This window comes from Roseimaritima multifibrata, assembly GCF_007741495.1.
Classification (GTDB): domain Bacteria; phylum Planctomycetota; class Planctomycetia; order Pirellulales; family Pirellulaceae; genus Roseimaritima; species Roseimaritima multifibrata.
Genome location: NZ_CP036262.1, coordinates 2,610,465 through 2,632,604 on the forward strand (window position 1 = coordinate 2,610,465; position 22,140 = coordinate 2,632,604).

Consider the following 22,140-nt stretch of genomic DNA (forward strand, 5'->3'; position numbering starts at 1 on the left):
GGACTCTAGCGGATGAGTTGGAATTCAGGGTGCATGTAAACGGCCCACAACAGGTCTTCGATGCCTGTTGGTCCGGGGACGTCGGCAGGGCCGGCAACCTCAAGTAGATCCAGCGCCAGTTTTTTCTCCGCCGCAGTTGGTTGGCGAGACAGACAGGCAAGGAAAAAGGAATCTATCAATGTTTCAGCAGAGGCTTCCTGTTTGGCCAGCGACTGGGCGCCGCCCTTTAACAGGTTTGACATTTCGGAACCGTTGGTCAGGTCGATCGCCTGCAACGTGCTTAGGTCGGCCGGGCGAGTGGTCACCACCTGCTCGCGACTGGGGCGTCCAAGGGCTCGCATTAGCAAGTCGCTATTGAGTAACGCTGCGCGGGCGGCGGTCCCGGTTCCTCGCTGCTGGGCAATCGGGTTCGGAGTGGGGGCTTTTTTCCCGCCGGCGGCGATTGCAGCGGGGGCCGTCTGTGTCGTTTGCCAGATGGCATCGATGAATTGTTCCGCGGTTAAGCGTTTCGCGGTGGGGCCTTGGAACACGAAATCTGCAGGGGCCGCCGAGGGTTCGTGGCTTTCGACCAAGGTTTGGGATTGATAGATTCGCGAGCGAACGATTTGACGCAATGTTTGTTTTAGGTCGTAGTCGTTTGCGGCCAGGTCGCTGGCCAGATAGTCAAGCAGGTCGGCATCAAACGGCGGAGAGCTCATCGCGTCGACAGGGTGGACAATGCCGCGGCCCATCAATCGATGCCACAAGCGATTGACGATCGTCCGTGTGACTCGACCGTTGTCAGGGTGGACTACCAGGTCTGCTAATTGTTTTAGGCGTTCGGGTTGTGCGGCAGCGGGGTCGATGCTCCCCAGTTCAGGAAAGATCCAAGCCGCTGCGGCTTGCTTGCCCGTCGGTTTATCACAGCGATGGATTTCCAGTGGTCGTTCGGAATAGACCGCGGCCAGCCCGTAAGCTTGCTCCAGCGTCCATTCATCGATGAAACTGTCATGGCAGGAAGCACACTTCATGTTGATTCCCAGGAACACCTGGGAAACGTTTTGCGAGAATTGGATTTCTCTCACTTGGCTGGCGTTGACGTTGCCACGCCAGCGAATGCCGCGGATGAAGCCCTCGGATTCGGGATTGGGTGGAGCGATCAACTGGCGAACAAACTGGTCGTATGGAAGGTTGGATGCCAGGGCGTCGTAAAGCCAGTCCGTGATTTGTAGACGTCCGCCGTCAATAAACCCGGTGCCTGAATAATCGTTGCGAAGCAGGTCGTTCCAGAAACTGATCCAGTGATCGGCATAAGCCACGCGGTCGTTAAGCAAAGAATCGATGAGAGCGTCGCGACGTTCCTGCTGGGGAACCGATGGGTCGGAAACCTGTTGCAGTTGCTCCGCCGTTGGCAACAGACCGGTCAGGTCCAAAGTGACACGACGGGCGAACGTGGCGTCATCGATTTCCGCAGGCCATTGGGTCTGATGGGATTTGAAGTAGGCATTGACGATTCGGTCCAGCGGATTGGGGCTTTCCCCCGGTTTCGCGGGCGGAAGTTCGGGAGTCCGCGGACGGAGGGGGACAACATAGGCCGCAGGAGCGAAACTAAAGCCGGCTTCCCATTTTGCGCCTTCGTTGACCCATGAGGTCAATATGGCGATTTCGTCCGCGGTCAGCCGTGGACCTTCGGGGGGCATTTGGTCGCCCTCGTCGGTCGAACGGACCAGTTCGATCAGCCGACTGTTCGCCGCGTCGCCCGCGATCAGGACCTCGCCACTTTCGCCGCCGCGTAGCATCGCTTCCCGGTTGTTCATCGAAAAGGCACCTAGGCTGGCGTCTTTCGTATGGCATTCGGCACAATGCTGCCGAAGGATCGGGACAACGTCGTGGGCGAAATCAACCGCGTCGGCCTGCACGTCGGCCTGGCTGCAAACGAGTAGGCAAGCGAAAAGCCAGCGGGCGGGCCCTGTGCCGAAATGGAGGGAGCGGTGGCTGGGAAAAGGCAACTTAAACAAGGTTGGGAACCCTAAAGGTACTAGAAACCAAGCGGAGATTTGGCGGGAAATGCTTTGGGAAACCTTCATTGTAAGCCAATTACGCAACGGTTTCAGCGAATCGTATCGCGGATAGCTGATTGTTTTGCTCTCGGTTACACTCCCTCTTTTTCCAGAGGATCCTGCCTGACGGGATTTTACCAGCCAGTCCAGTTGAAATCGTTTTTGTATTCAAATGGTTTCTCCAGGCTTGGGATCCTTCGGTTTTATGGTTGGCGTACCGCACATTAGCAAGAAGTAGACTTATGTACGATGTTGTAGGCGTAGGCAATGCGTTGGTGGACATCCAGACGCAGGTTCCGGATTCTGTGTTGCGGGAACTGGATGTCGAAAAAGGCATTATGACTTTGGTTGACGATGCTCAGCAGCAAACCGTTTTGACCAAGGTCGCCCGCATGCCGCGGAATCGTTGTGCGGGCGGTTCCGCCGCCAATACGATCGTCGCGATTGCCGAATTTGGAGGCCGAGCGGCCTACATCGGAAAAGTTTGCCGCGATGAGGTCGGCGAGTTTTTTCTGCAAGACATGCGAGACATGGGCGTCAAGATCGACGTCGATCTGGCAAGCGAAGGACAGTCGGGCAGCTGTGCGGTTCTGATCACCGGCGACGCCCAACGAACGATGCTGACAAACCTGGGCGTTTCGGCGACCCTGGATCCCGAAGACGTTGACGAAGAAGAAATCCGTCAAGCCAAATACGTCTACGTCGAAGGTTATTTGTTAACCGGCGAATCGACCAAAGCGGCTGCGATGCGAGCGATCGAATTGGCGAAGAAGCACAACGTGCTTGTCGCCTTTACCGCCTCCGATCCATTCCTCGTCAATATGTTGCGTGATGAACTGTGGACGTTGATCGACGATCATGTCGATCTGTTGTTCTGCAATGAAGAAGAAGCCAAAAGCCTTACCGGCAAAGATGACTGCCACGAATGTGCCGCCGAACTGCATCGGCATGTCGGCAACGTTGCCCTGACGTTAGGAGCCGAGGGCTCCTTGGTCATGCACGATGGCGTGATGACCAAGATCGCTGGAGTTCCCTGCCATGCGATCGACACGACCGGAGCCGGTGACATGTACGCAGGAGCGTTCTTGTACGGAATCACCAACGGCATGACCCAGGCGCAGGCTGGAAACTTAGCCTCACACGCAGCATCAAGAATCGTATCGCAGTTGGGGGCACGTTTGCATCATAAGTTCACCCCTGCCGAGATCGAAGATCTGATGAAATAAGCAGGCGGGCCGTTAATCCGATCCGTATCGCCTTTCGCGGGAAAGGCGATATTCATAGGCGACGGTTTTCACGTGTGGTTTCAAGTCGGCGACGCGAGTCGTGTCGTCGTGACAACAATGCAGTGGGAACCACCCTCTGGCGACGGCAGTGACGGAAACTACGCTCGCCAGAGCGTGGAAAGACCGCCAATACGATACGGACCAGATTTCGCTTAAACGCAGGCGGCCTCGGTTCGCTTAGTTCAGCTGTTCGCGAATGAAGGCTGGACGGTCGGTGGTAAGGGAGGCGGCTCCTAGGCTGGCAAACTGTTTTGCGTGAGCGGGATCGTTGACCGTCCAGATGTGCAGTTCAACTCCGCTCGCTTTTACTGCGTCGGCGAACGATTCATTCACAACCGACAGGTTGCCATTGGTTCCCAGTCCGGTCGCTTTGGTGTTTTGCAGTTTGCTGACGACTTGAGTTTGGGAAGGAGCCCATTTGCTTACCGGGGTCGATCGTTTGTAGGACGTCAACCAATTGGCTTTGTACTGCGGCATCATTTGGCGTGCCTTGCGAATGACCTCTTCATTGAAGCAGATCAAGACAACTTGATCGTCGGTAAGATCCGACGTGGTCAACTGCTTTTTCAGTTCGGGAAGAATTTCCGGACCACATTTGATTTCAACGAAAAACTGCTTTCCGGGAGGGATGGTTTCGATCACTTCGCTGAGTGTCGGAATTTTTTCCCCTTTGAATTTCGGGTCCTTCCAAGCGCCTACCTCGACCGATTTCAGTTCTTCCATCGTCGACTCGGCCACTTTTAAGACTGGCTGACCGACGGCAACCCGTTTGGTGTTTTTGTCGTGGATGCAGGCGATCTGCCCATCCGAGGTCAGGTAGAAATCCCCTTCGATGCCGTCAGCACCCTGCTTCCAAGCTTCTTTGAAGGCGGCGACCGTGTTTTCCGGCGCATCAAAAGAGGCTCCGCGGTGGGCGATCACTTGTTGCGCCGACGCGGAACTGGATACTCCAACCATTAAAAAGAATCCCAAAACAAAGGATTTGGAGGGGCTAGTCATAAACGGACTTAACGCAGTGATTTTCATGATTGCTATTGATTTGGACAAATGGGTGAGTGGGCGGTCGCCACTGCACAACCGCAGACGATCCGCGGTAGGTACGTTATTCTAAAGGTCTGATTTCGAGTGCGGACAGCCTAGTTGGCAGTCCAGCCATGTTAATTTATCGCGAAGGACATTTCTTGAATTCGATCACCGCCCTGCTTGGCAAAATTCGCATGCGGCTTTGGTGGCGTGAAGTGCTTAAGTCCGCAACGACCGGAATGATGGTGGGATTGGTCGCTGCGACCATTCTTAGCCTGATGCGCTGGGTCATCTTTCGGTCGGTGCCCGGGATGGAATGGACGCTCCCTTTGTTGGCCGCTGCGGTCGCGGCGATTTGGGCGACGGGGCGAAAGGTGACGCTGCAGGACGCGGCGAAATGGATCGATCATCATTATGGCATGAAAGATCGCGCGCTGACGGCTCTAACGTTTGTGCAAACGGCTGAGAACGATTCGGCCGCTTCGGATGCCAACTTAAACGTGGCGGAACAGTTACAGGTCCGTGACGCGATCATGCACTGCCGCAAAATTCGTCCGGCAGAATGCCTGCCTGTGATTTCACCCAGTCCGTTCCGAGAAAGCCTGTTGGTACTGTACCTGCTGATCGCCGCGGGGCTGGTCTACTGGGGAGGCAGTCCTCGCTCTGCAAAGGCTTCTGCCTATCCTGCTGCAAGCGGTGATCAAGTTGCCCTCCTTCGCTCGACCGTGCTAGAAGAATTTAAGCAATTGGCATCGGAGGATACGGGAACCGATCTGGAACCGGTCGCCGAGAAACTGGAGACATTGCTTGGGGAACTGGAAACCGAGGTAAATGATCAGGCCGACTGGTTCGCCAAACTGTCGGAAATTGAAGAAACCCTCCAAGAGGCCGAAGAGAGTTTGCAGATTTCGGCAGAGGACGAAGCGGTCACCGAAGCCCTTGCCGATGCGTTGTCCGATACCTCCGCCACCGAACCGGCCGCGGAAGCTTTCCGGGAACAAGATTATGAAAAGGCAGCCGACGCGTTAGAAAACGCCGCCGAGCAGTCTTTGCAGCCTGCGGAAAAGAAATCGCTTGCGGAGAAACTAAAAGCATTGGAACAGGAATTTGCCCAGCAACAATCCAATTCGCTTCAGCAGGCCAGTGAAGAACTGCGTGAAGGTCTTGAGCAGCAAGACCCGGGGAAAACCGAATCTGCCATGAAGAAGATGGCGTCTGCCAGTAGGCAACAGGCTGCGAAACAACAGCAAGCCGCCGCGATGGCGGCTCAAATGGAACAAGTCGCCGCAGCCAAAAATCAAGGGAATGGCAATCGGCCCGGCGACAGTACCGATAAATCGGACCGCAGCTCCACTATGTGGGGACGGGGGACCGCTGGTGACCCGGACAAGGGCCCCGAAACCGCCATGCAATCGGAGCGTCGCAAAGAAGAATTGACCGTCAGCGTTGGGGAAGGGGCAAGCGTCACCGAAAAAGTCCGAGGGACTGCGGATCAGGAATTGGCGACGCGTGAATACGCCGAGCAATTTCAGCGTTTCCAGCAGCAAGCCGAAGCGGTCCTCGAACGCGAGGATCTGCCCGTCGGACATCGGCGGACCATTCAGGATTACTTCCGTCGGATTCGGCCGACCACCGAAGACAGCCCCTAGTCATCGCATTCACTCGCCACTCCGCGAACCGCACCTCATTGTTGGAACCCGGGCCCTTTCATGTCGATTTCAAAGCCTCCGAATCCGAACGATCTTTCCCTCCGTCAGGCTCAGGCCGATATCGACGAATGGATTCAAACCGTTGGCGTTCGTTACTTTGCTCCGTTGACGAACCTTGCACAGTTGGTCGAAGAGGTGGGCGAGGTCGCTCGAATCCTTTCGCGAACGGTCGGCGAGCAGTCGTACAAAGCGACCGACACGCAGGGGGATTTGGCCGACGAACTGGCGGACGTCCTGTTTGTCACTCTTTGTCTGGCCAACCAATCGGGAATCGATCTGCAGACCGCCCTACAGAGAAACCTCGAAAAGAAGACCAAGAGGGATGCCACCCGTCATCGCAACAACCCGAAACTGCAACCACCCACCCAGTAGTAAGGTTGAACACCCGAGTTCCGTGAGATAGGCTGCCAGCCGATAAAAAGCAGGACAGGCTGCCAGCCAGTCAAGCGATGCGGTAGGCTATAAGCCTGTGGCAGGGAAGCGAACCCCACCATCGCACCAACGACAAGCGTCCACCCTAACCGCTTGGCTTGCAGGCATTTACAGACAGCATCCGGCGAACTGGGTGCCGACAACTTCTACAGGATTTTCGACCGAGTGAGTCCCTCTGAAACATCAAACGAATCGCTTCCATCTATTTCGTTTGAGCAGTTATGTTCCTCGTTGGCCTCCATGTCGAAACACCTCTCGCGGTGCGGTGCGGAGTGGCTGCCTCGCGGCGATGCAGCAAAGGGGGATGCATGGTTAAACGAGCACCTCGCTCAGGATTTGGGTTCCACTTCTCAGGCTGCCGCACCAGCTGCGCCCCCCGTTTCGCCAGTAGCACAGGCACCCGCCGCGACACAGGCGACTCCAGCACCCGCTGCAACGCAGGCGACTCCAGCAACACCAGCGGTTGCTCAAACCAAACCGGCGGCCGCCCCGGCGCCGCCGAAAGCTCCGGTCATAAAAACCCCCTCGGTTCCGTCTCCCTATCCTGTTTCGTTGCCGCTTGCCGACCGGGAAAACTGGTTGACCGCTGCAGCTGCGAAAGTCGCCGCCTGTGTCGCCTGTGCCGAATTAGCGGGAACTCGAAAGCACACGGTCTTTGGGGAAGGGAATCCAGACGCCCGAGTCTGTTTTCTGAGTGATGTTCCCAAGGAAGAAGAGGATCGCTCGGGGCGGCCTTTTGTTGGCCAGCCAGGGGAACTGCTGACCAAGATGATCGAGGCTTGTAAGCTTCGCCGCGAAGACGTTTATCTAATGAATTCGTTGAAGTGCCGGCCCCCTGGAAACCGGCATCCCCGGCAGGATGAAATCGACCGCTGCCGACCCTATTTTACGGCTCAGCTGGACGTGGTTCAGCCGGAGTACATTGTCTGTATGGGGTTGATGGCGGCGCAGACTTTGCTGCAGACAAAAGAATCGGTTGGTCAACTGCGCGGACGATTTCACGTCTATCGAACGAGCAAAGTGCTGGTCACCTATCATCCGGAATACCTTTTACGGACCCCTTCGGCAAAGCGCTTAGCCTGGGAAGACCTCCAACGCATGATGGCCGACATGGGGACCGCGTAGTTCAACTATCATTTGTCTTGCATTACTATTCTGGCCTGCTATTTCTAATCGTTGATTTCAATGAAGAACCTGAATCCTCGCGAAGCCAAAGATCTCCCTTCCGAAGCGATTGGAGAAGACGAATTAGAACGTCCACAACCGGCTGACGAACCGATTGATCGGTTTGCGGGTGGGGATTTGCTGACGGTCATGCGAGGAACCATCGACCGACTGCAAAGAGACCGAACCGCGTTGGGGGATCTGAAAATCCTCTCTCGCACGATTCGCGAATTGCGGTACGCATTTAAGGTTTTTCGTCCCTTCCGCCGTCGTCGCAAGGTGACCATTTTTGGGTCGGCTCGGACCAAGCCCGATCATCCGCAGTACCTGACCGCCGAAGGGTTCGCTAAACGGATGGCCGAGCACGGCTGGATGGTGATCACCGGGGCCGGAGGCGGGATCATGGAAGCGGGCCACAAAGGGGCCGGCCGAGAAGCATCGATGGGGCTGAATATCATGCTCCCCTTCGAACAAAGTTCAAATCCCTATATCGAAGGGGATCCTAAACTGGTCACGCTGAAGTACTTCTTCACGCGGAAGTTGATGTTTGTCAAAGAAACCAGCGCCATCGTTTGTTGCCCCGGTGGATTTGGGACATTGGACGAGACCTTTGAAACGATCACGCTGTTGCAAACCGGTAAACAGACGATGGTCCCGGTCGTGCTGCTGGACGAGCCCGGGGGAAGTTACTGGAAGGATCTGGGCGTCTTCCTGGAGAAACAATTGATCTCCGGTGGATTGGCTAGTCCGGAGGACGTTTCGCTTTACAAAATCACCGATTCGATCGACGAAGCGATTGAAGAGGTCTTGAAGTTTTACCGGGTCTATCACAGCCTTCGCTATGTCCGCGAGAAACTGGTTTTTCGGATCAAGAAGAAATTGTCGGACGATCGGCTTGCGGAACTGGCAAAGCGGTTTGCCGATATTCTGGTCGAGGGAACCTATGAACAAACGACCGCGTTGCCCGAAGAGAGCGGGGAACCGGAAGTGGCTGATCTGCCTCGACTGGTCTTCCAGTTCAACCGTCGGAATTTGGGACGACTGCGTATGTTGATCGATTTTATTAACGAATCGTGAGTCCCCTTTCCGAGAATCCTAACGATCCGCTGGCCGATCGCCGGCAATGGGAACAAGCGGTTGCCCAGAATCGACGTACGTACGATGCGATGGCCGCTGCCAATGCGCCTCTGTGCCGTCCGGCAACCGATGCGGAATTGAAAAATCCGCTAAAAACGGTCGATCCACTGGGGTGGTTGGGAGGTTCGATCGCCGGTTGGCAGGTTCTCTGTCTAGCAGCGGGAGGAGGCCGCCAAAGCATGCTTTATGCAGCTGCCGGGGCTCACGTGACGGTCGTGGATATCAGCCCCGCGATGCTGGAACGCGATCGGATCGAAGCGCAACAGCGCCAGCTGAAACTAAGGCTGATTGAAACTTCGATGGATTCGCTGTCGATGCTTGCCAATCAATCGTTTGATGCGGTCATTCATCCCGTTAGCACCTGCTACCTGCCCGACGTCTCGGCCGTCTTTCGCGAAGTCGCTCGCGTGACACGTCCCGGCGGGTTGTACGTCAGTCAGCATAAGACGCCGACCAGCCTGCAAACCTCCGCGCAGCGTGTTTCCGGAGAGTACGTGTTGCAGCATCGCTATTACCGCGAACAACCGATTCCCGCCCCGCCGCGTGACAACAACATTACGGCTCGACTACGCGAACCCGGAGCCATTGAATACTTGCACCGCTGGGAACAGTTGGTGGGAGGGATCTGCCGGAGCGGGTTTGCGATCGAAGATTTGGTTGAACCGTTCCACGCGAAAGGGAGCCAGGCGGAGGCCGATTCCGGAGACGATTCATTCGCCAACCGAGCCCAGTACGTCGCCCCCTACGTCCGCATCAAAGCGCGACGAGCATCGTCAGCGGCGGCGGCACCTCAATTGATCCTGTAGGGGCGTCTCCGTTTATACGTGACGAAAAATATGGCTCCCCGCGCCCCTAAGTAAGCTTGTTATCGCGGAAGAAACATTGGCAAGCTCAATACGTCCATCATTGTTTTCTGTTTGATTCGACGAAGCTTGCTTGGGGGAGAGTGAACGCCTAGCCCGCTGGGCTAAAAGCACTGCACTCCGACTCGAATGAGCAGGGTTGAAACCCGTCACCTATAAATCGCACGTCCCCCGCGAAAGGCGACACTCGCTAAACCGTTAGGCGTCGGCTTGAGATTTTGCGGCTTCGATTGCTCGCGCTCGTTTGGCTCGGCGATGCAGCCACATCCCGGTCATCAACGACCCCGAAATAAATCCGACCGCGGCGGTCCCAAAAACCAGCAGCGTGGTCGAAATTTCGACCTTCGTAAAAGCCAAATCGATCTCGGTTGGCTCTTTGTTTAGCAAGCCAAAAATCAATATCGAGGCGAGCAAGATCAGTAGAAGGACGATTTTGATTTTGTGAAGCATGGTTCTTGGAGTTCGCAAATTTCAGAAAAGTGAAACGTCATGCGAATGACTTGTGCAAAAGCATAACAGGTCCTGGGGGGCAAAATCACGCCACGGGGACCAGAGGTGTCCAACGCTCCGATTAAAAGAGCCCCCGTTGCTGCGGTTCGGACTTTTTTGTCCCCAATGCAGAAAAAAGATGCAATGCTAGCGTTGTTTCGTTACGATACAGATGTACACAGTTTGTGGCTTTTTGCTTCCCGCAGCCTGCGTGCCCGAAACGGAACTGATGTTGCTTAGAACTAGTTGGACGCCAAGGAATTCCAGGATGGCCATTCAGACAGCGCAGGTGCGGCGATTGCAGCAGCAGGTCGCCCGTCTTGAAGGAAGCAATCGGGTCGTGGATCAGCCGGCGGTTTCGTGTGGAGTTCCCCCGTTGGATGCTTTGTTGCCCCGAGGCGGATTTTCGACAAGCGGGATGGTGGAATGGCTGGCGACTTCTCCGGGGGGAGGGGCTCGGTTGCTGTCGATGCTTGCTGCGGCCGCTTGCCTGCGCGTTCGTTCAGGACCTTTGTTGGTGGTCGATCAAGCGGGGACTTTTTATCCTCCGGCAGCGATTCAGTTGGGGATTCCAGCGGATCGTCTGATCTGGGTTCGCCCTTCCGAGCGGCAGGACCAGGTGTGGGCGATCGATCAGGGGCTGCGGTGCGGGGCGATCGCGGCGGTCTGGAGTCCGCTTGGCAGTTGGTTGGATGATCGGGATGCGAGACGTTTTCAGTTGGCTGCTGAAACTGGAAACACGCAAGCTTTTTTTGTTCGTCCTGGAGCGGTCCATGGAGAACCCAGTCACGCCGAAGTCCGCTGGTATGTGGCTCAAAAAGAATCAGAGGATCTCTCGCAGACGGCTGCTTCGGAATCCGTTGAGGGCTCAAGCGGGCGAGAAATCCGAGCCACATTGGCTCGCTGCCGAGGCGGCCAGATCAATCGTTCGGCTACGTTTATTGTCAGTGAACAAGGAACCATCGATGCCGTTTCCACCCCGCCACGACGCATCGCTTCGCACCGCACCGGATCCTCGTCGGGAACACGAACTTCATGGGGACGACAGCCCTCCCGGAACCTCTCCGAGGCGGCTGGCGATCTGGCTGCCCAATTGGCCCGTCCAGCGACTGGCCAACGTCGAAAAAATTCCGCCTGAAACGGCGATCGTCCTGTGGGGGACCGACCGGCGTCGGGGGCGTGTTGTCGTGGCCGCTTCGCGACAAGCTTTTGCGGCAGGGATTCGTCTGCAGATGCCATTGGTGGAAGCCCGAAGCATGCTGGCGATGGGGGCCAAAGCGGATGCGGAACGTTCTTTTTTTGCGTCCCATGATCCCGATGCCGATCACCTGGCGCTTTCTCAGCTGGCTGAAAAAATCGCTCTGGAGATCAGCCCCCTGGTGGCGATCGAACCTTTGGAAAAGAAGGCATGGGCGGGGCAAACGCTGCATCAGTCGCAAACCTTGTTGGTTGACGTGACCGGCAGCGGCGAATGGTTTGGGGACGAATCGCAGTTGGGTTTGCAAACCGCATCCGTTCTCCAGCAAGCTGGCTGGATTGTTCGCATCGCTTTGACTTCAACCGTCGGTTCGGCATGGGCCATCGCCCATGCGGGCAGTGGAGCACGCTCGCTTGATCGTTATCAAATTCCGTTGGAAGGGACGGGAAGCCACTTCTGGCAGATTCCTCCTGAAGCGACTTCCGAAGCGATCGGTCGTCTGCCGATTACCGCGCTTCGTTTACCGGTCGAAGCCGCTGAAAAATTGCAGCGTTTAGGGATTGAGCAAATTGCTCAGCTGTTGGAATTGCCTCGTGGCGGGATAGCGACTCGACTGGGAAAAGAGGTGCTGATGCGAATCGATCAGGCACTTGGTGATGTTGACCAAACGCTGCCGGTGCATCACGCCACGACCACCTACAACGCCGAAATCGAACTGGAGTATCCGACCGCGGCGACCGACCTGCTTCAGCACCGTATCGAGCAGCTGATTGGGCAATTAGCCAACAAGCTCCGGCGTCGGCAGCAAGGGGCGCTGCGGTTAAGCTGCCGCTTTGATTTTTCAGCCAGCAGTTGCCAGACGCTGCAGGTCGGGTTGTTTGCACCGACCGCCGACCACGCGCATTTGAACTCGCTGTTGCAAGGTGTTTTTGAACGCCAGCCGTTGGAGGGCCCTGTCCAGCGAATCGCCATCATGGCCCCTTTGACAGGCCCGCTGCAAATGTATCAACCAAGTTTGCTGCAGGACGACCCAACCCATACGGCAGAAGAAAGCTCTCGCCAGTTGGCTTGTCTGATCGATGGTTTAAGCAGCCGTTTGGGAAGAACGCAGGTGCTTGGTGTGCGGACCAACGCCAACCCTCTTCCCGAGCAGGCCTTTCGTCCTTTTCCTTTGACCGGTCGTCAGCCAACGCGACGTGCGGGCCGATCGTATCCCCGAAAGAGGCCGTTTGTCACTTCGGCAAACCTTCCCACATCGCCCTTGCGACGTCCCTTGGATTTGCTCTCCGCACCTGAACCGATTCAGGTTCTTGCCCAAACACCAACTGGCGAGCCGGCTCGTTTGCAGACCAGACGTTCGGCGCAGCCTCTGCAGGTTCAACGCATCTGGGGGCCGGAACGGATTGAAACGGGGTGGTGGAAAGGCCCCTCCATTCGACGAGACTACTACCGTTTGGAAACGACCACCAGCCAGTGGCTGTGGGTCTTTCGCCAGATGGGGAGTGGGCAATGGTATTTGCACGGCTGGTTTGGCTAACGGCCCCTCGGTATCGAAGTACCATTCACCGCAACAACATTTCTTAGCGGAATGGCGCAAGCCGTCCGGCAACCGCAACAACATTTCTTAGCGGAACGGCGCAAGCCGTCCGGCAACCGCATCGAAAACACAATAAATTGGCCGGACGGCTCGCGCCGTTCCGCTAGGAAAAATTGTCCTCAGATGCCAAAGTAGATGGCACTGGAAGATAGCCGTTGGAGATCCGCGGGATGAGAAAAGGCTTTCAAATCGTCTCCGACTTGAAAAATTTAGACATTCGCGGAGCCGTTAAATCGGGCCGAAACCAACCGATTGGTCGGCCGCTTAACTGCACAGCGAAAGAAGGGTTCGGGGCTGCCGTTCTGGCTTGCAGAGCGCCCTCCTCGGCCGCTACTGCGTCAGACTCTTCCGACGCGAAAATTTGCTGGAACCATGCCGCCGCCAAAATCGTTAGCTGGGGACGTCAGCGACGCGTCTCTTGCCCCCCGAAATCCCCAAAGTACCCCCCCTAGATGCGTTGGCGTAAGCAAGCATTTTACTTGCATAGCAAGCCTGCGGCCCCTATCATGACAACTGCGGTTGGATGCGCTTGCAATCTTATCTTCCTACTTCTTCACGGACGACGCGTTCAAAACAGTCATTAGCTCATATGTCTGAGCCTGTTCGGACCTCCTCCTGAAAGTACAGAACCGTTGTCGGCCCTTTTATTTCGACATTCATAATTTATTCAAAGGAGCAGCTCATGACGCGAAAGCATTTCTCGCGACAAGGTTTTACGCTTGTCGAACTGTTAGTTGTTATCGCCATCATCGGCGTTTTGGTTGGCCTCTTGCTTCCAGCGGTTCAAGCGGCGCGTGAAGCGGCTCGTCGAATGCAGTGTGGCAACAATCTAAAACAACTGGGCTTAGCTCTTCACAATTACCACAGCAGCAACGAACAATTTCCAATGCATCTTGGGGGGACTTCCCCAGGGACGGACACCTCCACCGATGCCGCTTTTCTGACCGGTAACAATCGTCAGTTAAGCTTCCTCGTCGGCTTGCTACCACAGCTGGAGCAGGGGCCGTTGTACGACGAAATTCGCACTCCAACCGGTTTCCCATCAATGGGACCGGACCCACGGTACGCAGGTTTCACGCCTTGGAGCACTCAGTTGGCGGCGCTTCGTTGCCCCAGCGATTCGGGAACCGCAACCAGCGGCCAGACCGGACGAACCAATTACGGCCCGAATCTTGGAGACAATCCGATCGCGGCTGGGTTTGGTGGGTTTAACAAATTTGGCGTCGGCGATCCCGACCGAGCTCATTGCCGAGGAGCCTTTTTCCCTCGTTTGGCGATGCAATTCCGCGATTTCAAGGACGGAACCTCCAACACCGTTCATGTCGCTGAACTTGCCACCGATGACGGTACCGGAATCCTTCGCACTCAGGCGATCGTGAATCTTGGAGCTATTTGGGGTGGTGGAATGGGCCCTGCGAAAGCACCTGCCTGCATTGCAACCATCGATGCCGCGGATCCGCAGTACTACCTAAGCCCAGTCGCAACGGGAAATGTCATCGGGCGTGGTTCGCATTGGGCTTCGGGAGTTCCGATGTACAGCGGCATCACCACCATTCGGCCTCCAAACGCGGAAAGCTGTGCGGATGCGGGCCCAGGTTCGGCAGGGCAATTTGCCGCTGGCAGTAATCATCCGGGCGGATGCCAAGTATTGATGGTCGACGGATCGGTCAAATTCGTCGGCGAAACGATCGATACCGGCGACCAGGCGCTGGCCGCACAAACCGGTGGTAGGAAGAGCAACTACGGCGTATGGGGTGCTGTTGGGACTCGATCTGCCAAAGAAACCAAAACGCTTAACTGATCCTCGTTATAAGCGTTTTAGTTGAGAACCGTTCTAAAAACGGGCGTGCCACCCAGCACGCCCGTTTTTTCGTAGATATTTAGCAGCCAAAAGCCTGGTCGGAATCGACAAGGAGGGCTGTAAGCCCGAAGGTGGTGCGACGTTGATAAGCACCTAGCCTCCGCAACGCGAATAGTGGCATCGTGACAATGCCGTAGCTCCGCCTCTCGGGCCGTGCGATTTATAAGTGAAGTAAGTCTGGCTCCCCTCGCCCCCAAGCGAGCTCTTTGGGGCGGAAGAAATCTCTGCTAGCTCATTGCGTGATCTCTGCCTCTTTCTTTGATTTAGTGGAGCTCGCTTGGGGGAGAGGGGCTGGGGGAGAGGGGGAGATTTCCAGGCGGCGATTTTGCAGCGAAGAGGCAGTGAACGCCTCGGATTTCAAGCGGTTATGCCACGCCTTGCCCAACGCTGTCGGCCCCTCTCCCCCAGCCCCTCTCCCCAAAAACAAGCCTTTGAATCGACCTTAATTGCATTAGCTGGCGAACCGTTGATCCAGTATCAAATCTGTTTTAAGCGAGCTTGTTTTGAGGGCGAGGGGAGCCAGACTTTCTATACTTGTAAATCTCATCGTCTCGGAGAGACGCTGCTATGGGATTGGATCTCATCGCCTCTCGGGCCGTGCGATTTATAAATGAAGTAAGTCTGGCTCCCCTCGCCCCCAAGCGAGCTCTTTGGGGCGGAAGAAATCTCTGCTAGCTCATTGCGTGATCTCTGCCTCTTTCTTTGATTTAGTGGAGCTCGCTTGGGGGAGAGGGGCTGGGGGAGAGGGGGGGATTTCCAGGCGGCGATTTTGCAGCGAAGAGGCAGTGAACGCCTCGGATTTCAAGCGGTTATGCCACGCCTTGCCCAACGCTGTCGGCCCCTCTCCCCCAGCCCCTCTCCCCAAAAACAAGCCTTTGAATCGACCTTAATTGCATTAGCTGGCGAACCGTTGATCCAGTATCAAATCTGTCTTAAGCGAGCTTGTTTTGAGGGCGAGGGGAGCCAGCCTGTCTTCATATATAGATCTCATCGCCTCTCGGTACGTGCGATTTCTTAATAAAGAAAGTCTGGCTCCCCTCGCCCCTAATAGATCTCATCGCCTCTCGGTACGTGCGATTTCTTAATAAAGAAAGTCTGGCTCCCCTCGCCCCTAAGCGAGCTCTTTGGTGTGGACGAAATCTCTGCTAGTTCGTTGCGTGATCTCTGCCTCTTTGTTTGATTTAGTGGAGCTTGCTTGGGGGAGAGGGGCTGGGGGAGAGGGGGAGATTTCCAGGCGGCGATTTTGCAGCGAAGAGGCAGTGAACGCCTCGGATTTCAAGCGGTTATGCCACGCCTTGCCCAACGCTGTCGGCCCCTCTCCCCCAGCCCCTCTCCCCAAAAACAAGCCTTTGAATCGACCTTAATTGCATTAGCTGGCGAACCGTTGATCCAGTATCAAATCTGTTTTAAGCGAGCTTGTTTTGAGGGCGAGGGGAGCCAGACTTACTTCATTTATAAATCGCACGTCCTCCGAGGCGGAGAACTTGGCGAGTACGAGTCTCGGAGAGCCTCGCCTACGTGCGATTCCACCGGGCAGAAACCACCGTCGCCTGAGCGTGGACAGGACGGCCAATACGTCGCCAACGAACTTCGCGTCCCCCGCGAAAGAAACGCCCCTGAACGCTTAAAAGCGGGCCGGAAAGGTAAACAGGGCAAGATGAGCCGTCTGTGGGCGTTTCTCCGAGGCTTTGTCGCTCCCTGTTGTCCGTTGGGAGCCGGGAACCTGCAGGGCGTTGAGGAGGCGTTCGAGGCGTTTTGAACGCCATTTCGGATATTGGGCTTCCAAACCGACTGCAAAGCGTCTTTTCTCGCCCGTTTTTGGGCCTTCAGAATCGTTTTGAAACAAATATCCTGAATCTTCGTGAAAATCCGCAAGACCGTTGCAAGTTCACACGATAACTCAAACATCGGCGCGAGCTTTCGGCTTGTACCGCATTGTAGACGTGTCGACCCCAAGGAAGGATGTCGGATGACGACCCCAATACGACCTACCGCAACACAAGCAATTCTTGGCCTGCTGGCCGCCGTTACAGCCCTGTCCAGCGTTGGGTGTGTCGGTATCACGACAGGACCAACCCTGGGGATCTTTTCGATCCCTATCCCGGTCAGCCCTTACTATCAGAAAAAGGCTGAAGATGATTTTCGCTGGAAAGAACGCTATGAGCGAGTTCCCATCCTAGGGCCAACCACTCATGGCACGACGCCTGTAGCACTCGACCCTCCGTCCGATGACGAAGTGATTCGAGCCTTCGAGAAAGCGAACCCTGTCGCTGGTGGTGTTCCATTACTTTACGAACGTCAACGCAACAACGTTCGGATCATCAAAGAAAAGATCACCGACTACATCGATCCACCCCGCTTCTATCCGTTGATCGGGCCGGCTCAATTGCATCATGCTCACTACAAGTGCACGATCTATTACAGCCAGCGGGACATCGCAGGGTACCCGGTTCCTCACTCCTTGGATGACGAGGAAGCTGTTGAAACGTTGTACATCGACCATAACCACTTCCATATGGTTGGCGATGTCGAACCCTACCAGACTCCGACGCTGTAAGCTGGAGTCTCTCAGTCGCAACGATTTAGCCCCTTCCTGTTGAGGGAGGGCGCATGAAAAAAGCGAGCGTGATTCACGCTCGCTTTCTTCGTTTCTGGTAAAGGATCGAAATCCTTAAGCCATAATTAGTTGCAGCAAACTGGTGCAGGTGCACAGCATTTGCGAGCTGCTTTGCGAGCTTTAAGTTTTGCGAACAATCCGCAACGCTTGCGAGGAGCTTCGCAGCAAACTGGTTCGCAGCAAGGTGCTGGAGCTGGTTCGCAGCAAACGACTGGAGCTGGAGCACAGCAAACAACGGGTGCTGGTGCAGGTGCACAGCAAACTGGTTCTGGTGCGCATACAGGAGCAGGTGCTTCGCAGCATACTGGTTCTGGTGCACATGCTGGCTGTGGGCAGCAGCCTTTGGCTCGCTTACCGAAGCAACCTGCATCGGCGGTCGAGGTAACAACCATGGCAGCAATAGCAACCAAACCCAAGATCATGATCGAACGCATAACTCGTCTCCAAGTGGAACGGGGAAGTGAAGTAGCATTTGCTAATTTGGGGGGAGTTTATTGGTTGGGGAAATTGCGTCAACTAGCGCAGGCAAAATAATTGCCTATTTTTTTGCGGTTCCCCGCCATTTATTCCCAAGATTTCTCCCCCCAAGGCCCATCATCATTGGATCGGGGAATACTAAAGTAAATGCTAGCAACGACTTAGGGCTGCTGAAATTTTGCCACAGCCAATGAGGGGGGCTGTGGATCCGCTCGCTAAAGCAAATCGTCGAAATATTCATTTTTTTGACAAGATCTGCACAATCGTTGCAATCCGGCGGCTCGTTCGCATCCGCTATAATCCCGTGCAGCAACGGACGTTACGGCTTGGCGCGAGCCTCCTTCGAGCCGAATTCGATTCCTTTTTAACCTTTTCGAAGAGCAATTTCGTGCAGCATCTTTCCCCCATAGTGCAGTTGCAAAACATCGTTGTGATGGCGGCCGCCGATGGTTCGCTTTCCGCCGATGAAATCGCATTTCTAAGTGAGCGATACTTGGAACTTGGTTTAGAGGAGGATGATCTGCAGCGAGCCATCGCATACGGGCTGGATGAGAAAGCGGCTTTGCAGGTCCCTCAAAATGTCAACGAGCAGGAAAGCCTGCTCCGCGATTTGGCGCGTATGATGTCGGTCGATCAGCAGATCAGTGAAAACGAGAAACGCTTGCTTGCACTCGCGGCAGCTATGATGAAAATCGACAGCGAACGACTTTCGAAGATCATCCAGCAAGCCATTCATTCTCCTCCGCCGAATCAACTTTAGACATTTAAACACGTGGCAAAAATACTAATTACCTCCGGACCGACCCGGCAGTACCTCGACCCTGTCCGCTATTTAACGAATGGATCCAGTGGTCGGATGGGCGCTGCACTTGCCAGCGCAGCCGCCTCACGCGGGCATGAAGTGGTGGTCGTGTCAGGTCCGGTTCAGGTTCAATATCCGGATTCGGTAACCGTCATTCCTGTGGTCACCACGGATGAAATGTTGGCGGCCGCATGTGAGCAGTTTGAATCGTGTGATGGAGCGATCGGTGCTGCGGCTCCATGCGATTATCAGCCGAGGCAAATGAAGACGGAAAAGATCTCGAAAACCGGCGATACCCTAAAACTAGAATTGATCGAAACGGCCGATGTGATCGCGACGCTTGGGCAGCGTAAGCGAAAGGGGCAGTGGGTCGTGGGATTCGCGTTGGAAACCGAGGATCGCCGCTTCCGTTCCATCGTGAAACTGGAACAGAAGCATTGCGACTTGATGGTTAGCAATGGCCCCGAAGCGATCGATTCCGACGATAACCATGTGGAATTACTGGTCGGCGAAGGAGAGGTTTTGGCATCTCTCCAGGGAACCAAAGAGCAAGTTGCGATCGATCTGCTGGCAGCAATCGAGAATCGTTTGATCGAGAAACATTTGATCGGCTAAAAAAAGATCTGCCGTCTTCCCTTGCGGGATCATCGGGATCGAACAAGCATTTCCACCGGGATTTGCCGCTCTTCTCGATCCGTTTCGATCTCCTCAAGAAACCGGACCGCGTCCTGAGGGTAGCCCGCGGTCGGTTTCAGCGCTGACACGGTCTCTGCGCCCCAGTATCGATTAAAGCACTCCATCGACCGCTCGCGAGTATATTTGGCCAGCATCGAAGCAAAGGACACCGGCGGGAACGAGTCTCCTTTTACGGTGAAACGCCATTCGATCTGTTGCTTGCCAACTTCCAGGCGGTAGCGGCTTTCATTTTTGGTTTCCGATTCAATAGTGACGCTGCTTTCGGGGATTGCCTGCTTTAAAAGCGGGCCATAATAAGCGCGTCCTCCGTGCCGGTCACAGTAGACGGCAATTTTCTCATCCGTCTGTTCGGCGATGACCTGTGCGACCATGCCGTTTGTAAGTTCGGATAGGACCTGTGCCTTATTGGTGGCCTGTTGGCAGGCAAGATTAAAGCGTTTCGCGTCGATGACCCGCTGTACAACGGAAACCAGTTCGGCCCCCTTCGCCTGCCAGACCCTACGCAGTTCTTCCGCGGCGAATTCTTGGCAATCCTGCAGTCGCGAGCAGGTGAGGAAGGGAGCTTTTTGGAGGTCGGTTTTCGCGAACCAGGGTTGATCGGTAAGGGGCCGAACGTCCGCTGGAGCACTCATCGCCAGCCAGTCGTAGAACGATTTTCGTTTCTTCTTCGGAAATGCCCACTGAACGGCGGCGTTCATGGTCGTTTCCAGTCCCAGTAAACCTTGTTTCTGGCGAGGTTTAAAGACGGTTTTCGAATCTGCGACCGAGATGGCCGGCAGCCCCGGCAGGACCACTTTTTCGCTCAACGCTTCGATCGCCTGCATCGGTTTCGAATCGGGCAGCCGCCAAACGGTTGCGGCGATCACCAGCGGTCCAAGCTTTGGCCCATATCCCGCTTCGTCGGTGGCGATCAGCAACATCTCGATTCCTTTTCAATTACAGTTATCCGTTCTTCCACGTGGTATCATAGGGAGATTGAAAAGAAAAACCTCCCACCAACATTACCCACCCCCTGTCTTTCCTCTTGGAGATCGCTGAATGTTCCACAAGTTTCGTCCGATTCGTCGTCGTTGGTTGTTTGCTGTAACCGCCTGCAGTGTTGCAACGTTTTGCGGAGTCCCCGCTACCAGTGACGCTGTCGAACCCGTTGCCCCCGCCGAACGATATACGGTGGAAACAACGGATGAAGGTGCCACGATCCACCTGGATGGCAAACTTTTGACGAAGTACGTAGCCCATTCGAAAAGCAAGCCCATTCTGTGGCCGCTGATCGGGCCTGGCGGAGCGGCTGTGACTCGCGGCTATCCGATGCAGGACGCAATCGCCACCGAAAAAGCGGATCATCCACATCATCGCTCCTTCTGGATGACTCATGGTGAAGTGAATGGAGTCGACTTTTGGGCCGAAGGAGAAGGAAAGGGGCAAATCGTTGCCGATGGAGCTCCCGAAGTTAAAGGCGGCGAAAACGCAACTCTGGTTGCCAAACACAACTGGATGGCTCCCGACGGCAAACGCGTGATGGCCGACAAGTGGGAACTGACCTTTGGCGAAAACGATAGCCAAAGTTGGATCGACTGCGTCTTTTCTTTGACCGCGACCGACGGAGACGTTGTGTTCGGGGATACCAAAGAAGGAAGTTTTGGAATCCGAGTTGCCGGAACCATCAAAATGGATGGCGAAGGAAAAGGAAGTATTGTCAACGCAGAAGGTGTGAAAGGAAAAGAGACCTGGGCAAAGTCCTCCGCATGGGTCGATTATTACGGGCCTGTCGAAGGCAAGACGCAGGGGATCGCCATCCTGAATCATCCTTCCAGCTTCGGCTATCCAACTCGCTGGCATGTTCGTAGCTATGGCTTGTTCGCTGCCAACCCGTTTGGCGTCCACCATTTTATTGGAGGCGATGAGACCGAAGGAACACTTTTGCCCGCCGGTGAAACCTTGAAATTGGTTTATCGTGTTATCCTTCACAATGGCTCAACCGAAGCGGCGGATATCCCAGCTCAGTGGAAAGCGTACAGCGAAACCACTGTTGAATAACGCTTGGATATGGAACGTTTGGTTCATGCTTAACGGTTAAACGGCTAAACGCTCAGACGCGATGCGTCTGGGCGAGTGCCGCTGCCATCTGCGGGGCGATCTCTTTGCCGGTCGGCGCAAGCAGCTTGTAGGTTTAGTGATTGTCGCCTTTCGCTCGGGACGTTAGATCTATAGGTGACGGGGTTCCAGCCGTTGACGAGTCTACATGCGGCCGAGTGAAGATTTAGCTCGGAGGGCGGCAGATACTTGCCGGCGGTGCAAGCCGCCGAGTGGGTATTGTGAAAAGGAAAGCCCAGCGGGCGCCGGAACGGCATCGCTATCGCTCTTTGGTCCGGCCTACTTTTGCTTTTGTGCGTACGCTCGCTAGGTTTCCTTCCTTAGCCCGGAGGGGGGCAGATACTTGCCGGCGGTGTAAGCCGCCGAGTGGGTATTGCGAGAAGGATTGCCAAGCGTCCGCCGGAACGGCATCGCTATCGCTCTTTGGTCCGGCCTACTTTTGCTTTTTAATGCGCACACTAGGTTTCCTTAGCCCGGAGGGCGGCAGATATTTGCCGGCGGTGTAAGCCGCCGAGTGGGTATTGCGAGAAGGATTGCCAAGCGTCCGCCGGAACGGCATCGCTATCGCTCTTTGGTCCGGCCTACTTTTGCTTTTGTGCGTACGCTCGCTAGGTTTCTGTTGGCTTACGCCAACGCCCGCTGGGCTAAAAGCACTG

General features: G+C 55.5%; 19 protein-coding genes. 15 read left to right on the forward strand and 4 right to left on the reverse strand.

Annotated features, from left to right (window positions below; all coding sequences use genetic code 11):
* Positions 1–5: 5 nt before the first annotated feature.
* A complete protein-coding gene (locus FF011L_RS09600) occupies positions 6–1,997 on the reverse strand; it encodes a PSD1 and planctomycete cytochrome C domain-containing protein (RefSeq protein WP_218933109.1) in 1,992 nt (663 codons plus the stop codon).
* A gap of 284 nt (positions 1,998–2,281) precedes the next feature.
* On the opposite strand from FF011L_RS09600, the gene FF011L_RS09605 reads away from it, so the two are divergent.
* Complete coding sequence (locus tag FF011L_RS09605) at positions 2,282–3,265, forward strand: adenosine kinase (RefSeq protein WP_145351477.1); 984 nt, start codon at positions 2,282–2,284, stop codon at positions 3,263–3,265.
* Positions 3,266–3,502: 237 nt separating this feature from the next.
* Here the strand turns inward: FF011L_RS09605 and FF011L_RS09610 are convergent, their stop codons facing one another.
* Positions 3,503–4,351: a glycerophosphodiester phosphodiesterase gene (locus FF011L_RS09610; protein ID WP_218933110.1), complete on the reverse strand. Its 849-nt coding sequence runs from the start codon at positions 4,349–4,351 to the stop codon at positions 3,503–3,505.
* Positions 4,352–4,479: 128 nt separating this feature from the next.
* Here FF011L_RS09610 and FF011L_RS09615 point away from each other — a divergent pair, with 128 nt between their 5' ends.
* The 5 genes from FF011L_RS09615 (at position 4,480) to FF011L_RS09635 (ending at position 9,596) form a co-directional block, all read left to right on the forward strand.
* A complete protein-coding gene (locus FF011L_RS09615) occupies positions 4,480–5,997 on the forward strand; it encodes an SLC41A family transporter (RefSeq protein ID WP_145351478.1) in 1,518 nt (505 codons plus the stop codon).
* 60 nt (positions 5,998–6,057) lie between these two features.
* Complete coding sequence (locus FF011L_RS09620) at positions 6,058–6,429, forward strand: nucleotide pyrophosphohydrolase (RefSeq protein ID WP_145351479.1); 372 nt, start codon at positions 6,058–6,060, stop codon at positions 6,427–6,429.
* A gap of 300 nt (positions 6,430–6,729) precedes the next feature.
* Entirely contained in the window at positions 6,730–7,614 is an 885-nt protein-coding gene (locus FF011L_RS09625) for a uracil-DNA glycosylase (RefSeq protein ID WP_145351480.1), read from the forward strand.
* 60 nt (positions 7,615–7,674) lie between these two features.
* Positions 7,675–8,730 (forward strand): LOG family protein, encoded by a 1,056-nt coding sequence (locus tag FF011L_RS09630; protein ID WP_145351481.1) that lies wholly within the window; start codon positions 7,675–7,677, stop codon positions 8,728–8,730.
* 89 nt (positions 8,731–8,819) lie between these two features.
* Complete coding sequence (locus FF011L_RS09635) at positions 8,820–9,596, forward strand: class I SAM-dependent methyltransferase (RefSeq protein WP_145355172.1); 777 nt, start codon at positions 8,820–8,822, stop codon at positions 9,594–9,596.
* 255 nt (positions 9,597–9,851) lie between these two features.
* Here the strand turns inward: FF011L_RS09635 and FF011L_RS09640 are convergent, their stop codons facing one another.
* Positions 9,852–10,103 carry a lipopolysaccharide assembly protein LapA domain-containing protein gene (locus tag FF011L_RS09640; protein ID WP_145351482.1) on the reverse strand — a complete coding sequence of 84 codons (252 nt, stop codon included), beginning with the start codon at positions 10,101–10,103 and terminating at the stop codon, positions 9,852–9,854.
* Between the two features lie 307 nt (positions 10,104–10,410).
* On the opposite strand from FF011L_RS09640, the gene FF011L_RS27210 reads away from it, so the two are divergent.
* The 8 genes from FF011L_RS27210 (at position 10,411) to FF011L_RS09675 (ending at position 19,309) form a co-directional block, all read left to right on the forward strand.
* Complete coding sequence (locus FF011L_RS27210; RefSeq protein WP_391560926.1) at positions 10,411–11,280, forward strand: ImuA family protein; 870 nt, start codon at positions 10,411–10,413, stop codon at positions 11,278–11,280.
* Between the two features lie 691 nt (positions 11,281–11,971).
* Entirely contained in the window at positions 11,972–12,877 is a 906-nt protein-coding gene (locus FF011L_RS27215) for a DinB/UmuC family translesion DNA polymerase (RefSeq protein ID WP_391560932.1), read from the forward strand.
* Between the two features lie 742 nt (positions 12,878–13,619).
* Positions 13,620–14,738, forward strand: coding sequence for a DUF1559 domain-containing protein (locus tag FF011L_RS09650; protein WP_145351484.1), 1,119 nt, complete (start codon positions 13,620–13,622; stop codon positions 14,736–14,738).
* A gap of 1,345 nt (positions 14,739–16,083) precedes the next feature.
* The gene (locus FF011L_RS09655; protein ID WP_145351485.1) at positions 16,084–16,557 is read left to right on the forward strand and encodes a hypothetical protein; all 474 of its coding nucleotides are present in this window, start codon (positions 16,084–16,086) and stop codon (positions 16,555–16,557) included.
* Positions 16,558–16,767: 210 nt separating this feature from the next.
* Positions 16,768–17,355 (forward strand): hypothetical protein, encoded by a 588-nt coding sequence (locus tag FF011L_RS09660; protein ID WP_145351486.1) that lies wholly within the window; start codon positions 16,768–16,770, stop codon positions 17,353–17,355.
* Positions 17,356–17,542: 187 nt separating this feature from the next.
* Complete coding sequence (locus FF011L_RS26240) at positions 17,543–17,800, forward strand: hypothetical protein (protein WP_218933111.1); 258 nt, start codon at positions 17,543–17,545, stop codon at positions 17,798–17,800.
* A 480-nt stretch (positions 17,801–18,280) separates the two neighbouring features.
* Positions 18,281–18,652 (forward strand): tellurite resistance TerB family protein, encoded by a 372-nt coding sequence (locus FF011L_RS09670; protein WP_246109837.1) that lies wholly within the window; start codon positions 18,281–18,283, stop codon positions 18,650–18,652.
* A gap of 12 nt (positions 18,653–18,664) precedes the next feature.
* Positions 18,665–19,309, forward strand: a complete 645-nt coding sequence (locus FF011L_RS09675) for a phosphopantothenoylcysteine decarboxylase domain-containing protein (RefSeq protein ID WP_145351488.1) — start codon at positions 18,665–18,667, stop codon at positions 19,307–19,309.
* A 29-nt stretch (positions 19,310–19,338) separates the two neighbouring features.
* Here the strand turns inward: FF011L_RS09675 and FF011L_RS09680 are convergent, their stop codons facing one another.
* Positions 19,339–20,310, reverse strand: coding sequence for a ribonuclease H family protein (locus FF011L_RS09680; RefSeq protein WP_145351489.1), 972 nt, complete (start codon positions 20,308–20,310; stop codon positions 19,339–19,341).
* 118 nt (positions 20,311–20,428) lie between these two features.
* On the opposite strand from FF011L_RS09680, the gene FF011L_RS09685 reads away from it, so the two are divergent.
* On the forward strand, positions 20,429–21,427 hold the full coding sequence (locus FF011L_RS09685; protein ID WP_145351490.1) for a DUF6807 domain-containing protein: 999 nt from the start codon (positions 20,429–20,431) through the stop codon (positions 21,425–21,427).
* The last annotated feature ends 713 nt before the right edge of the window (positions 21,428–22,140 follow it).

Excerpts from the sequence above, each read along its gene's own strand:
- FF011L_RS09605 (WP_145351477.1), top strand. The coding sequence starts at position 2,282 with ATGTACGATGTTGTAGGCGTAGGCAATGCGTTGGTGGACATCCAGACG.
- FF011L_RS09610 (WP_218933110.1), bottom strand. The coding sequence starts at position 4,351 with ATGAAAATCACTGCGTTAAGTCCGTTTATGACTAGCCCCTCCAAATCC.
- FF011L_RS09615 (WP_145351478.1), top strand. The coding sequence starts at position 4,480 with ATGTTAATTTATCGCGAAGGACATTTCTTGAATTCGATCACCGCCCTG.
- FF011L_RS09620 (WP_145351479.1), top strand. The coding sequence starts at position 6,058 with ATGTCGATTTCAAAGCCTCCGAATCCGAACGATCTTTCCCTCCGTCAG.
- FF011L_RS09625 (WP_145351480.1), top strand. The coding sequence starts at position 6,730 with ATGTCGAAACACCTCTCGCGGTGCGGTGCGGAGTGGCTGCCTCGCGGC.
- FF011L_RS09630 (WP_145351481.1), top strand. The coding sequence starts at position 7,675 with ATGAAGAACCTGAATCCTCGCGAAGCCAAAGATCTCCCTTCCGAAGCG.
- FF011L_RS09635 (WP_145355172.1), top strand. The coding sequence starts at position 8,820 with ATGGCCGCTGCCAATGCGCCTCTGTGCCGTCCGGCAACCGATGCGGAA.
- FF011L_RS09640 (WP_145351482.1), bottom strand. The coding sequence starts at position 10,103 with ATGCTTCACAAAATCAAAATCGTCCTTCTACTGATCTTGCTCGCCTCG.
- FF011L_RS27210 (WP_391560926.1), top strand. The coding sequence starts at position 10,411 with ATGGCCATTCAGACAGCGCAGGTGCGGCGATTGCAGCAGCAGGTCGCC.
- FF011L_RS27215 (WP_391560932.1), top strand. The coding sequence starts at position 11,972 with ATGCGAATCGATCAGGCACTTGGTGATGTTGACCAAACGCTGCCGGTG.
- FF011L_RS09650 (WP_145351484.1), top strand. The coding sequence starts at position 13,620 with ATGACGCGAAAGCATTTCTCGCGACAAGGTTTTACGCTTGTCGAACTG.
- FF011L_RS09655 (WP_145351485.1), top strand. The coding sequence starts at position 16,084 with ATGCCACGCCTTGCCCAACGCTGTCGGCCCCTCTCCCCCAGCCCCTCT.
- FF011L_RS09660 (WP_145351486.1), top strand. The coding sequence starts at position 16,768 with ATGACGACCCCAATACGACCTACCGCAACACAAGCAATTCTTGGCCTG.
- FF011L_RS09680 (WP_145351489.1), bottom strand. The coding sequence starts at position 20,310 with ATGTTGCTGATCGCCACCGACGAAGCGGGATATGGGCCAAAGCTTGGA.
- FF011L_RS09685 (WP_145351490.1), top strand. The coding sequence starts at position 20,429 with ATGTTCCACAAGTTTCGTCCGATTCGTCGTCGTTGGTTGTTTGCTGTA.